Source organism: Streptomyces sp. NPDC045899 (assembly GCF_056431485.1).
Genome location: NZ_JBWKKP010000001.1, coordinates 285,994 through 298,169, shown reverse-complemented (window position 1 = coordinate 298,169; position 12,176 = coordinate 285,994). Strand labels below are relative to the sequence as shown.

11 protein-coding genes are annotated in these 12,176 nt (G+C 68.9%); 2 read left to right on the top strand and 9 right to left on the bottom strand.

The window, feature by feature from the left end; all coding sequences use genetic code 11:
- Positions 1 to 52: 52 nt before the first annotated feature.
- The 6 genes from AC07FT_RS01315 to AC07FT_RS01290 form a co-directional block, all read right to left on the bottom strand.
- Positions 53 to 538, bottom strand: coding sequence for a SitI3 family protein (locus AC07FT_RS01315; protein ID WP_479173007.1), 486 nt, complete (start codon positions 536 to 538; stop codon positions 53 to 55).
- Positions 539 to 561: 23 nt separating this feature from the next.
- Positions 562 to 2,229: a CdiA C-terminal domain-containing protein gene (locus tag AC07FT_RS01310; protein ID WP_479173006.1), complete on the bottom strand. Its 1,668-nt coding sequence runs from the start codon at positions 2,227 to 2,229 to the stop codon at positions 562 to 564.
- A complete protein-coding gene (locus AC07FT_RS01305) occupies positions 2,226 to 2,546 on the bottom strand; it encodes a hypothetical protein (protein WP_479173005.1) in 321 nt (106 codons plus the stop codon). The genes AC07FT_RS01310 and AC07FT_RS01305 overlap by 4 nt, the downstream gene beginning before the upstream one ends.
- Positions 2,543 to 4,441: a DUF6177 family protein gene (locus AC07FT_RS01300; protein ID WP_479173004.1), complete on the bottom strand. Its 1,899-nt coding sequence runs from the start codon at positions 4,439 to 4,441 to the stop codon at positions 2,543 to 2,545. The genes AC07FT_RS01305 and AC07FT_RS01300 overlap by 4 nt, the downstream gene beginning before the upstream one ends.
- A 315-nt stretch (positions 4,442 to 4,756) precedes the next feature.
- Entirely contained in the window at positions 4,757 to 5,311 is a 555-nt protein-coding gene (locus tag AC07FT_RS01295; RefSeq protein ID WP_479173003.1) for a hypothetical protein, read from the bottom strand.
- Between the two features lie 75 nt (positions 5,312 to 5,386).
- Positions 5,387 to 6,535 carry a glycosyltransferase family 39 protein gene (locus AC07FT_RS01290; RefSeq protein ID WP_479173001.1) on the bottom strand — a complete coding sequence of 383 codons (1,149 nt, stop codon included), beginning with the start codon at positions 6,533 to 6,535 and terminating at the stop codon, positions 5,387 to 5,389.
- A 152-nt stretch (positions 6,536 to 6,687) separates the two neighbouring features.
- Between AC07FT_RS01290 and AC07FT_RS01285 the strand changes: the two genes are divergently transcribed.
- On the top strand, positions 6,688 to 7,464 hold the full coding sequence (locus tag AC07FT_RS01285; RefSeq protein ID WP_479173000.1) for an AfsR/SARP family transcriptional regulator: 777 nt from the start codon (positions 6,688 to 6,690) through the stop codon (positions 7,462 to 7,464).
- Between the two features lie 122 nt (positions 7,465 to 7,586).
- Here the strand turns inward: AC07FT_RS01285 and AC07FT_RS01280 are convergent, their stop codons facing one another.
- Both AC07FT_RS01280 and AC07FT_RS01275 read right to left on the bottom strand, forming a co-directional pair.
- On the bottom strand, positions 7,587 to 8,549 hold the full coding sequence (locus AC07FT_RS01280; protein ID WP_479172998.1) for a hypothetical protein: 963 nt from the start codon (positions 8,547 to 8,549) through the stop codon (positions 7,587 to 7,589).
- Positions 8,539 to 9,141: a TOMM precursor leader peptide-binding protein gene (locus AC07FT_RS01275; RefSeq protein ID WP_479172996.1), complete on the bottom strand. Its 603-nt coding sequence runs from the start codon at positions 9,139 to 9,141 to the stop codon at positions 8,539 to 8,541. Before AC07FT_RS01275 ends, AC07FT_RS01280 begins: the two co-directional genes overlap by 11 nt.
- 192 nt (positions 9,142 to 9,333) lie before the next feature.
- Between AC07FT_RS01275 and AC07FT_RS01270 the strand changes: the two genes are divergently transcribed.
- Positions 9,334 to 10,350 (top strand): YcaO-like family protein, encoded by a 1,017-nt coding sequence (locus tag AC07FT_RS01270; protein WP_479172995.1) that lies wholly within the window; start codon positions 9,334 to 9,336, stop codon positions 10,348 to 10,350.
- 140 nt (positions 10,351 to 10,490) lie between these two features.
- Here the strand turns inward: AC07FT_RS01270 and AC07FT_RS01265 are convergent, their stop codons facing one another.
- Positions 10,491 to 12,098: a M4 family metallopeptidase gene (locus AC07FT_RS01265; protein ID WP_479172993.1), complete on the bottom strand. Its 1,608-nt coding sequence runs from the start codon at positions 12,096 to 12,098 to the stop codon at positions 10,491 to 10,493.
- Positions 12,099 to 12,176 lie beyond the last annotated feature (78 nt).

Here is a 12,176-nt window from a genome sequence, read left to right as displayed (position 1 = left end):
CGCTGCGAGCGGGAGTCTCAGACCTCAGCGCCTGGGCAAGGCCTGTTGCTGATCACTCGTCGGAAAACACGTGTGTGGTACGTCGATAGGGCTGGGAGACCGCGGCCAGCCGGTGCGGGGTCCACAGGTCGTCCCGCTCATTCAGGCTCATTTCGCCTGAACGGCGCAGCAGCCAGATGACCTCGAACTGGAAGTGCAGCACCGCATCGCCGGTGATCCGGTCCAGTAGGCGGGACGCCAATCTGATCATCTCGTCCTGCTGGTCGGAGTGCTCACTTGATCTGGCGAGTTCGAACATTACGGACACGTTCGGGCTGAACCCGAGATCGGTGAGCACAGGATGCCGCGAATCTGATTTCTCTTCACCCACACGCATCCACAGACCAGTTGTGGTCGCCGTCCCTTCGTCGACTAGCAGTTCGGGGGTGGCTGACGCATCGAACAGATCGAGAGACCGGGCTACGTCACACATGTGCCAGGCGACCTGCGACACGGTGTTGTCCGTCGCTGCCATGTCGAGACTGTAGGAAATTGACATGCGGAATATCCTTCTCGCAAGTTCTAGGGAAAGAGGTGGAGTACGTTGCCTTCTCTGTCGATGGCGATTACCTCTTTGAGTCCTGGGGTTGGCCAGTCATGCAACTGGGCGTACATCTTGGAAACGTCGACGGAACTGTCCCCCAAGTTCAGCACGACACGTTCGGTTTGCAACTTTTCGACCTTCTTCCCCATCTCCCTGGCGATGTTACGGGCGTTGCCGCTGCTGGGTGAATAGCAGTCGAAGACCTTGTCATTGATTTTATAGTCGGGGTTCCTGCTCCCGGGCACTTGAGGCGCGTGCTCGACGTCGTAGCCATGCTGGGCCAACGTGTCGGCAGCCTCGTTCTGACGGCTCAGCGCGCGGCGGGTCTCAGGGTCTGCCTTCTTGGATATGGCCTCTGGATTGCCCTGCGCCTTGGCATTTGGGTCGGGGTCTCGTTTAGGCAGGGTGTGATCGAGGTCGTCGGGTGCTCCCTTGCTTCCACCTCCTCCCCCAGAGGGGGCGTGGCTGCCGTCGTCCGGCCCGTCCCCGGAGCCGCCTTCGGTGCCAGGGCCGTCGTGCCCTGCACCGCTTGCCCCATCGTGGGCAGGCGTGTCAGGGCTGCCTCCAGGGCCGTCGGTTGACGGGCCGTGGTGTCCGCCTGTGCTGCGACCGTCGCCGTGGCGGCCGGAGGGGCCGTCGCCGGTGTGTGCCTGGGCGCGTGGGGGTTGGTGGTCCGCGCCGGCCCCGACCGTGGCCTTTTCGCGTTCGGGTGCCCTTTCGTGCGCGGGGTGATCCTCGGGCAAGGAGTGCTGCGGGTGGTCGGCTTCCTTTCTGGCGTCCTTGATGTGGTGGAGGATCTCGCCGTTGTCCGCATGGCGGATATGTCCTTGGTCGTCCACGACCACCGGAGGGTGGCCATCCCGGTCCGGCATGCGTACGCTCCCGCTCGGCGCGTGGGCGAGGTCGTCCGCGGCGTCCACGGTGCGATCGAGGTGAGGTGCATCGCCCCAGTGCGGGAGGCGCTTGACGGCCTGCAGCAAGTCTGAGGCTTTGGGGAGTGCGGTGCGGGCGGCCTTGGTGCCGGCGGCGATGGAATCGATGGCTTTCGCGGCCTTCGTGACCTCCGCCAGGTGGCTGCCCTTGGCCATTTTTCCCAGCTTGGAGGCTATGCCGAAGGGCGTGAAGTTGTAGAGGACCTGGCCTCCTGCGCGGACTGGGTCCTCGTCCCACTCGTCCCACGCCACGAAGCCTTTGAGGGCCCCTCGGAATGCCTTCTTCTGGTCGTTGTCGCCGTTGCCGCCGCCGAAGGTCTTGGACATCGCCCAGTCGTACGGCCAGATCGTGTACTGGCCGAGGCCGCTGAACGTGTCTCCTAACTGCCCCCAGGCCTGGGATGCTTTGTCGCCTCCATGCCAGCCGACGAGGGTGGCGAGCCCGTCGAGGTCGCCGCCGATACCGTCGACGACGATTCCCTTGAACGCACTGGCACCCCAGTGATCGAGCTCCCAGACACGGTGGGTTTCCTTCTCCGGGGTGCCCCAGGGGAGATCCTTCGCCTTGTCCAGGTCACCGGCCCGGTACCCGTACGTACCCCGCCTACCGGAGCCGTCGTCGACCGTGTAGTGAGTGGAGCCGAAGAAGCGGTCGCCGATCTTGTTGGCCGCGCGGCGTTCTGCCGCCTGAAATGCCGCGACCGCGACGTTCACGTCGTGCAGCAGGCCGGCTTGAGCCGCCGCAACCTGTTCTTGATGGGGCGTACGTCATCGGCGTAGTCCGACAGCGCTGTCGCGATCTTTTCCAAGTCGTCGGCGATGACGTCGGACATGTCGCGGACCGGGGTGGTGGTGTCGAAGAGCTGCTGGGCCTCGGGGGCGTGGTAGACACCGGACAGGCTCTGGAACTTGGAGTGGACGTTGGCGCCGGTGGCGCGGAACTTTCCCGCCTGCTTCTTCAGCGCGGAGGCATCCTTCTCCAACTGCTCCAAGTCGCCCTTGAACTGGGGTATGGCATGGGGGTCGATCATTTGGCGCCCTTTTTCGACGGGCCGTCGAGATCGATGTAGGGCGCCTTGAGTGCCTTGTCCTGCGCGTTGGCCGCCATGTCCAGATCCCCCTTGTTGTATGCCTCCGTCGCGTCCACAGCGCCCTGCAGTGACTTGTCCGCGCGGGCCACGATGAAGGCGATGTCCGACTGCTGGGCGGTGGCGTACTGCCCCAAGGTCACGCCCACCAGGCCGACCTCAGGCGTCTCGCTCTCGCCCCCGAAGTCCAGCGTCCCGGCCGCCTTCATCGCGCTCTCCAGATGGGAGCTGATGGCCTTGAGCTCGCCCTGGAAATGCCCGGCGCTGCGTCCGGCTTCCCCGACGATGCGGCCCACACCCGCCGTGTTGATGTTCCATTTCGTCATGATCCCCCTCGGCTCCCCTCCGGAGCGCGCCGGTCGAACGCGCTCCGCCCTGTGCCCCTGATATGTGCGGTGAATGGTCCTCGGTGCTATGCGTCCTGGCTGCGCAGGTACCCCATGAGCGAACGCAACGCCTCCCAGTTGGCCGGGGAGTCGACCTCTCCCAGGCAGAAGTACCTGCCTGGTCTGCGTCGCGATCCGAGGGGGCGCGGTCGCCGGGAAACCGGAACCCTGTCGCCGTGGGCACCAGCGGGCTTCCTCCGGGCCGAGCGCCAAGGCGAGCGGGATGGGCGGTGTCTCGAAACTCGCCGGAGCGTTCACATCCCGCCGCCCCGTCCGCACATGGAACAGGGCTGAACGGAGACTGTGGTGGGAGGCCAGGTCATCGGCGAGGTCGGCGAGTGCGTCGAAAGGCGGTTCCTCGCCCCGGCCGTAGCCGATACCGAGGGTGATGTCCTCTTCCACACCGTCCGCGGTGCGCAGGATGTGCAGGGCGGCGACGGCCGGGCGTTCCGGCTTGCCGACGACCACCAGTCTGGTCGGCCGGGGGGCGCGTTCCCGCGCGAAGTCGGTGAGGTTGCGCCGGGACCAGCGCAGGCCGGCCGGCTCGGCCGTGCCCCAGGCGGCCGGAGCGGCACCGGTCAGGTGCTGCCAACAGGCATCCAGCGCACCGCCCAGAAGCAGGTGTTCATCGGGCGGATGGCAGGTGCGGAGGGACAGCAGCAGCTGGCGCTCATCCGGGTTGGGTACCGGGGCGAAAGTCGCCGCTGTGCCGCTCCCACCGGTCCCACCGGTCTTGCGGGAGTCTGAGGAGACGGGAGCGAAGGAGGCGCCCTGCCATCCCAGCACCGCTCCGGTCAGACCGTCGTAGTAGTCCCCGGTCTCCTCCCGCACCACCCAACGCCCCCCGGCTTCCCTCAGCGCGAGGCGGGCGGGGAGCGTCAGCAGCGTGTGGGGCGGGGTGACGATCTGCACCTCACGCCCCTCCGCCGCGGCGGAGAGCAGCGCGTTACCGAGCCAGGAGGACAGTGTGAGAACCGGACGGTCCTGAAACAGGACGGCCGCGGTGTCGGTCAGGACGTCCACCGCCGGCTGTTCAGGGTGAGGCGCGGGAGGGGGCTGGGCGTCATGGGTGTCGACGACGCCGATCCCTTCCTCCACGGCCCCCGGCGGCCACAGCGCACCGCCCAGCATGGTCACCAGACGCCCGGCCACCACCGCGGCAAGGCGCTGTGCCTGGTGGGTGGCGGCCGTGGCACGGATCTCCGTCCACCACACCGACTCACCCAACTGCTCCGCCCGCACGCGGAGAAGACGCTGCGCCTCGTGCGGCACGGCAAGCAGTATCGGGGACTCGACGGAGACCAGCGGATGCCCGCCGTCGTCGGTCAGCTGCACCACAGCCCCCTCGCCGAGGGTCCGCAACCGAAGGTCGGGTCCACCCGACAGGAGAGCGGCCGCGAGGGTCCGCGGGTCCGGCAACTGGTCGGTCAGAGCGATGATGTCCTTCGTCATGACGCTGCCTCGTGGCTGTCGGACGGTTCGCGCCAAGCGGGGCGGCGGCCGACGCCGCTGTGCTTCCTGCCCGCTGTGAGCTGAGCCGGACCGCTGAGGCCGACGTCCAGCTCACCACAGGGAATACTGGCTGCTCTCCGTGGTGTGGCCGATCCGAATCCGCTCGCGTCGAACGTCATGCGCTCGCCCCCCCCGGGTCACGAAATAGCACCGCATGCATGGTCGCCTCTCCCCGGAGCGGTGCTTCCCCCGGAGCCCCACCTCCACCATGGATTACGGCGCGTCAGGGCGTGACGACCCATGGCCACCCCCGGCTCAGTCCGTCCTCAGCTTGCGGTTCAGGGCCCGGTCCTTCGCGATGTTTCGTGTCTTCCTGGTTCTGCCCGACTCGGCGAGCAGGGTGAGTACCGTCGGCGATGTCGAATGCTCGGCGAGGCGGCGCTGCATCCAGTCCGTGACCTTCGCCAGCTCGGCCGGTGTGGGCATATGGCCATCCTTGATGGACAGGTGGAACAGCCAGTCGTCGATACGGCGGCGGATGAACTCGCGGTACGCCTCCGTCTCGAGCTGGTCGATCTCCGGCAGCAGTTGGGCCGACCACTGCCGGAACTCGGCGGGTCCGGTCACCTTCCCCGCGATCCCGTCCACGAGGGCGACCACCGCCGTCTTGGACACGATGTCGATGGGGTCGCGCAGGATCGTGGCCACGATCGCGCGGTCTCGGTCGCGACTCCGCGAGGCAGCGATCACCGAGACGACGCGTCGGTAGACGGACGACCGGAGGTGCTCGTCCGCGACGGCATCGTCGACCTCCACGTCGACGATGCCGGCCCCCGCCAGCAACTCGGCCACATCGGAACGCAAGGTCATCGCTTCATCCCTCGCCGCACGCTTGGTCCTTGGCGGCCTTGCGCCGCTCTCCTTCGGCTCGTCGCGTCCGCCGCGTCAGGGCGGACCGGAACCGTTGAGCCAAAGGGCACCATAGGCGGCGGAGGCCATGCACATCGAAGCGATCACCGAAACGCGCGCCGTGCTGCCCTTCCGGCTGAGGAACAGCGCCGGAGGGATGAGCAGGCTGAAGGCCGGAATCAAGAGGCGAGGCTTCGACTCAAAAAATCCCGAGGAACCCAGGGCGAGGATGATCACGATCCCGGAATATACCTGGACGGGAAGGGGGTACCTGGCTGAAAATCCCAGCAGATAGGTCCGGATCACCATGCCGACACCAATAAGGAGGGCAATGCCTCCAGTGTACGGAGGGGTACTTGCGAGGGTGCCCAGGAACTTGATGAAGGTGACCCCGCCGTCGTATCCGTTGCCCCATTCCGACTGGACGTCCAAGTAGCCGAATGGGGTGCCTCTTGAGGCCCCCACCCACGAGATGTAACAGGTGAAACCGGCGGGGGAGAGAGCGAGTGAGACGACCTTTGGTGCGCTCCATCCCTCTCTTCGTACGCTGATTGCCACGGCGCTCCAGATGGCCAAAGCCACGGAAATGCCCACCGGGCGGGTCAGCCCTGCCGTACACGCAAGGACACCCGCGAGTACCCACTTCTCCTGGAGTGCGAAGCACAGAGCCCAGGCGGCGGCAGCCGTGAACAGCGACTCGCTGTAGGCCATGCTCTGAACGATGCTCACCGGGGTGGTTGCCCAGAGGGCGACCGTGAGGAGGGCTGTTCTGTGGTCGGTGAACATGCCGACGAGCCGATATATGCCGGCCCCGGCAAAGAGCGATGACGCCGCGCTGATCAATAGTCCGGCATCTGCTGGAGAAAGGTGCAGGAGGTGTGACAACATCTTTTCGAAGGCCGGGAACAGCGGGAAGAACGCCTGGTCGGACAGGACTCGGCCATCCGGTGCGGTCAAGGTGAAGCTGTATCCGTGTTCTACGACTCTGACGTACCAGAGTGAGTCCCACCGGGCGGATAGCAGGAGATGTGCGCTCCTGCCGTTCAGCGAGGACCAGAGCGCCAGGGCGAGCAGGCCGATGGCTTTGACCGACGCCATCAAGGCAAGCGGGTGCGCATAGCGCGGACGGTCATCATTCGACGCGGATAATCCTTGTGATGATGCGCGCCAATCGAGTGTGAACATGAGTGCCAAACTTCAGTGATGGCGCACTTCCGCCGTCGTAATGGGGGAAGTGCGTTCAGGAAAAGAGGACTCGTCCGCCCCGGTCGACGCGCGTGCGCCGGGCCATACACGATCCATACGGGGTCCGTGCAGACCGCTGACACGCTGCGTCCATGTATCTGCATCTACTGGGTCCGGTAGGGATCAGCGACGAAGGACACCATGTCAATCCCCGTTCCGCCCGTGCGCGCGGGCTGCTCGCCGCGCTGGCCGTGAAGCCGAACGAGGTGGTGCCGGACGATGTGCTCATCGGCCGGATCTGGGACGACCGGCTGCCCGAGAACCCGTTGGACGCGCTCTACACCTGTGCCAAGCGGCTCCGGAAGGCGGTCGGGGAGGTTGCGACGGGGGAGTGCGTGGTGCGCCGGAGGGGTGGGTACGAGCTGCGTGCCGAACCGCTCGCGGTCGATGTGTTCCGCTTCCGCCGCGCCGCACAGCAGGCGGCCCGGGCTGCGGCCGCCGGAAACCACACGCGGGCGGGGGAGTTGTACTCCGCCGCGCTGTCCCTGTGGTCCGGCACCCCGCTGGCCGATGTGATCGGCGGCTGGGCCGAGCGGACCCGGGAGGTGCTGCACCGGGAGCGGCTCGCCGTGCAACTGGCCGAGGCGCGGATCTGTCTGCGGCTCGGCCGGCACGCCACCACGGTGGCCCGGCTGGACGAACTCGCCGCCGACCACCCGACGGACGAGGGCATCGGCGCCCTGCTGATGCTCGCACTGCACCGTTCCGGCCGCCGGGCCGAGGCGCTCGGGGTGTACACCCGCACCCGCCGTCATCTGGTCGAGAACCTGGGGGTGGAACCCGGCGGCGAACTGCGTGAGCTGCACCGGCGATTGCTGCGCGGCGACGCCTCGCTGGACCGCCCCGAGAACGTGCTCCTCGGCGTCTGAGCCTGCCGGGCACCCGGGCCCCGGGGGATGGACGGGGCCCGGGCGGTCAGGGGCGACGACGTGCCGGAGACATACGGCGGGTCGTCGGTGGGGCGGCGCGGGGCGCACGGGGCGTTCCGCGGTCATCCGCCGGTTTGTGCGTCGTCGCCGACGGCGAGGGCGGCCGGACGGGGAGGGCAGTCCGGGCAGCCGGATCCGGGTGCCGCCACGAAGGATTCGGCCGAACACTCGTCGAGGGAGATCCGGGTCACCGTGCGCGGCGCGCGCATCGCGGTCGTCCTCAGCAGGAACGCCAGCGCCTCCCCGCCCGCCAGCGCGGCCATCGCGTCGGCCACCGGACCGGTCGGCGCCGGTGCACCCCAGCCGGTCGCCTCGCGCCTCCGGCGGAAGCAGTCCACGCACACCGGGTACCCGGGGAAGAACACCGGCCCGGCCTCCAGCCCGCCCCGGCACGCGGCCAGCCGCATCACCGGGATCTGGGGGAACTCTCCCCGGCCGCAGCGGGCGACGGTGCCGGCGAGCGGATCGGGGGTGTGCGGGTCCTCGCCGCCGTGGGGTTCCTCGACGCAGAGGACGAGACGGCGGGCGGCCTCACGCATCTGCTCCATCTGGTCCCGCCCGAGAGCCCGGGTCACGTGGTGGACCCGGCCGATCCCGGCCTCCCGCAGATCGTCGGCGATCCGCCGCGCCGCGGCGGTGGTGCCGACGACGGCGGCGGCCGACCCGGCGAGGGTGTCGAGCAGGGCGGCCGGTCCGGAGTGTCCGGCGGCCGTGTGCCGGATCCGGTCCGGGGCGAAGTACCGGCGGAAATGGCCCACGACATCCGTGCTCGGCGGCCCGGCCGGCGGCTGGGCGTTCAACATGGCCAGGATCCGGTGGAGTCGGCGGTCGGACAGTCCGTCCCCGGTGAGCGGTTCGTCCCGCGGGTACTCCCTGTCCAGCAGCGGGAACAGCCACGGAAGGACCGTGACCGCGGCGCGGCCGCGGAAGACATGGCGGCGGGACGCGTCCTGTACGACCAGCCCCTCGTCGGTGAGGACGACGGCCAGATCGTCGCCCGGCGGCGGTGTCATCTCATCGGCCATCGTCGGACCCCGCCCGCTCCGCCGCCGTCGCCGGGCGCGGGACCGCCCGCAGGCCCGTCGCGCCGGTGCCACCGCCGCAGCGGTCGCAGTCCGGACGGGGCACGACCGTGTCACAGGACACGGAGAGGTCACGCAGGGACACCCGGGTCACCCGGCCCAGCCCCCGGTCGGGGCGTTGCAGCCGGGACAGGACGATGCCTCCGGCGATCCGCGCGCCGTACGGTACGGGTCCGGCCGGGCCGTACCCCTGCGGCGGTTCCGTGAGGTCCTCGCCATGGCGTGGTGCGTGGCAGCGCAGGCACGGGCCCGCGCCGGGCACCACCCACGGCCCGATCACGAGGTACGGATACCCGTCGACGACCGGCAGCCAGGGGGTGCCCGACTCATGGGCGAGCCGGTCCGCCTCCTCGCAGAGGGCGGGTGCGGGCCGCCACAGGGCGATCACCACGGCGTCCGCCGTGCCGTCGAAGGCCGTGTACATGCCCTCACCGGCCCGGAGTTCGACGCCGGGGTGGCACCTCGCCAGCATCCCGGCCATCTCCGTGCCGAAGGGCCCCGAGCCCAGCACCGCCACTCTCTCCACTGTGTCCACAGGCTGCTGAACCCCTTTCATGGTGCGGATCACCACCGTGCCGGGGAGTCCGGTCGTGTCCCGGTCGCGCGGCCGTCGTGCCGTCTCGTACGGCCGGACGTCGCGAGACGGATCCACGACCACGACGCGACCGCGGCGGCGGCGAGGCTGGGGCCATCGACCGCACAGCCACCGCGACCCCGGAGCACGACAGTGACCGAGACCGACGCCGCACGGACGGGTACCGCGGTGATGAGGCGGCCCGGCCCGGAGGAGGAGCGGATCTGGGCCGGCGCCGGGGAACTGGGCGGCGCGTGTCTGGAGCCGGAGCGGTATCCGCGCTGTTCCGAGGCGGAGTACGCCCATCCGCGGGCACGGGTGGTGCCGTTCGACCCCACCGCGAAGATCCGCTGGCAGCGCGGGCACGACCTGGTGGACGGCTCTCCGGTGTGGGTGCCGTCGGTGATGGCCTGCTACGGACTCGTCGACAACGTCCCGGCGGAGAGGTTCACCCACCAGATCTCGACGGGGTACGCCGTGCACACCGATCCCGTGGAGGCCGCGCTGCGCGGTGTCTGCGAGGTGATCGGGCGGGACGCGGTGTCCGTGATGTGGTTGCAGCGGCTGCCCGTTCCGCCGCTCGATCCGGCGCTCCTGGGGAGGAACGCCGCGGCGATGGTGGCCGCGCTGCGCGAGCGGTGCGCCGCGGTCCGTCTCTTCGACGCCACCTCCGACCTGGGGGTGCCGACCGTCTGTTCGCTCGTCGAGCTCCTCGAGGCGGAGCACCACCGCACCACGCGGTTCGCCGTGGCGGCCGGCTGCGGTCGCACCCTGCGGCAGGCGGCGGAGCGGGTCCTGCGCGAGGTGCTGTCCGTGCGCGGGGAGCCGCACCACGCCTCCGCGTTCGACTTCCTCCTCGCGGAGGCGGCCGAACGCCGTCCGCCGCGAAGCGTTCCGCTGCCCGGTGATCCGGGCGAGGCGCTGGACATGGTCACCGGGCGGCTGGCGGCAGCGGGGATGCGCCCGGTGGTGGTGGACCGGACGCCGCGGGAACTGCGGGAGGTGGGGCTGACGGCGGTCAGCGCGGTGGTCCCGGACCTCCAGCCGATGAGCGTCGATCCGTTCGCGCAGTTCAAGGGCCACCGCAGGCTGTACGAGGCGCCGGTGCGGATGGGGTACCGCAGTCTGCCCGAGGACGGGCTGCATCCACTGCCGCCGCCGTTCGTCTGACCGGCCGGCGGAGCGGGCCGAAGCAAGGAACCGGCTGACCAGGGGAGGGGACGAGATGATCCCCGGCGCCCCGCGCGGGGGGCGGGGTGCCGGGGATCACGGTCTGCTCAGGTCGGGTCGGACCCGTTGACGCGGTGGCGTCAGCGGACGTTGACGCCCTTCCACGCGGCCTTGACCGTCTTGTACTCGGTGCTGGTCTTGCCGTACAGGTCGCCCGCGGCCTTCAGGGTGGCCTTGCGGGCACCCTTGTAGTTCGTCGTCGAGGTCATGTAGACGGTGAGCGCCCGGTACCAGATCTTGGCGACCTTCTTGTTACCGATGCCCTTGACGGTGGAGCCGTCCTTGGTCGGGCTGTTGTACTTCACGCCCTTGATGGTCTTCCGGCCACTTCCCTCGCTGGCGAGGTAGAAGAAGTGGTTGCCGACCCCGGAGGAGTTGTGCACGTCCATGTCGCCGAGACCGGACTTCCAGTAGTCGGCGGACGAGCCGTCCAGGGAGGGCTTGTCCATGCGGCGCAGCCACGGCGGGGTGGACTGGTCGCTGAAGAGGTAGTCGGGCTTGTCGTAGCGGTTGTTGGCGTACCACTCGACCATGGTGCCGAAGATGTCGCTGGTGGCCTCGTTGAGACCGCCCGACTCACCGGCGTAGACCAGACCCGCGGTGGCGCTGGTGACGCCGTGGGTCATCTCGTGACCCATGGTGTCCAGGTCCACCTGCTCGGCGTCGCGGTTGCCGTCGCCGTCACCGGTGAACATGCAGAAGCAGTCGTCGGACCACTGGGCGTTGTCCCACTTGTCGCCGACGTGGACGAAGACCGTGGCGCCCTTGCCGTCGTTGCGGATGCCCTTGCGGCCGAAGTTCTTCTGGAAGTAGTCCCAGGTCCACGCGGTGTTGGCGTGGGCGTCCACACCGGCGGTGTTGCGGTTGGTGGAGAACTTCTTGCCGTCGCCCCACTCGTTGTCGCGGTCGGTGAGCAGCTTGCCGGAGCTCGGCTGCAGCGCGTCGGCGTCGACGTTCTTGGCATCCCTGGTGATGGTGCCGCGCTTGGGGTCCTTCATCGCGTACTTGCCGTTGGGCTGCTTGGTGGTGTCGATGCTGATGTCGCCGGTGTACTCGGAGTGGCCCTTGCCCTTGGCCTGGTGCTGCGCGTCGTAGGACGCGATGTGCTTGCCGTTGGCGGCGTCGGTGACGACCACCTTGGCGACCGGCTCGCCGTGCGCACCGGTGCCCTTCACGGTGGTCTGCCAGGCCAGGCGCGGGGTGCCGTCCACGGCCCACACGATCAGCTTGGGACGGGAGGTGGCGTCCTTGACCCCGTCGGTCTTCTTCAGCGCCTGGTCGGCGGTGTGCCGGGGCGAGACGCCCGGGGTGGTCTTGTCGACGGCCACCGTGCGCGCTCTGGCCCGGCTGAGGTCCTCGAAGCCGCCGTCCTTCGACTGGTGGACGACGAGGTCGCCACCGACGACCGGGAGACCGCGGAAGGTGCGGTCGAAGCGGACGTGCTGGGTGCCGTCGGCGTCGAAGACGACGTCCTTGACGGCGAGCTCCTGTCCGGATCCGAAGCCGAACTCCTCGGCGTGGGCACGGACGTTGGCCTTCGCGGCGTCGACGGCCTTGTCCCGCGGTGACGCGGCGGCCTGCGCGGACGCCGGACCGGCTATCTGGAGGCCGGTGGCGACAAGAGCGGATGCTGCGGCTAGCGCCGCCGCCGCGGTGACGCGACGGCGCTGTGGGGAAGCCGATATCACGCTGTATCTCCTCGGGGGAGTTGACGGAAAGATGGTGAGATCTTGTCGTTAACGGCCGGATAAGTGATCAAATCTGAG

Coding starts and splice junctions, on each gene's coding strand:
- AC07FT_RS01305 (WP_479173005.1), bottom strand. CDS start 2,546: ATGATCGACCCCCATGCCATACCCCAGTTCAAGGGCGACTTGGAGCAG.
- AC07FT_RS01295 (WP_479173003.1), bottom strand. CDS start 5,311: ATGACCTTGCGTTCCGATGTGGCCGAGTTGCTGGCGGGGGCCGGCATC.
- AC07FT_RS01285 (WP_479173000.1), top strand. CDS start 6,688: ATGTATCTGCATCTACTGGGTCCGGTAGGGATCAGCGACGAAGGACAC.
- AC07FT_RS01300 (WP_479173004.1), bottom strand. CDS start 4,441: ATGACGAAGGACATCATCGCTCTGACCGACCAGTTGCCGGACCCGCGG.
- AC07FT_RS01290 (WP_479173001.1), bottom strand. CDS start 6,535: ATGTTCACACTCGATTGGCGCGCATCATCACAAGGATTATCCGCGTCG.
- AC07FT_RS01315 (WP_479173007.1), bottom strand. CDS start 538: ATGTCAATTTCCTACAGTCTCGACATGGCAGCGACGGACAACACCGTG.
- AC07FT_RS01280 (WP_479172998.1), bottom strand. CDS start 8,549: ATGGCCGATGAGATGACACCGCCGCCGGGCGACGATCTGGCCGTCGTC.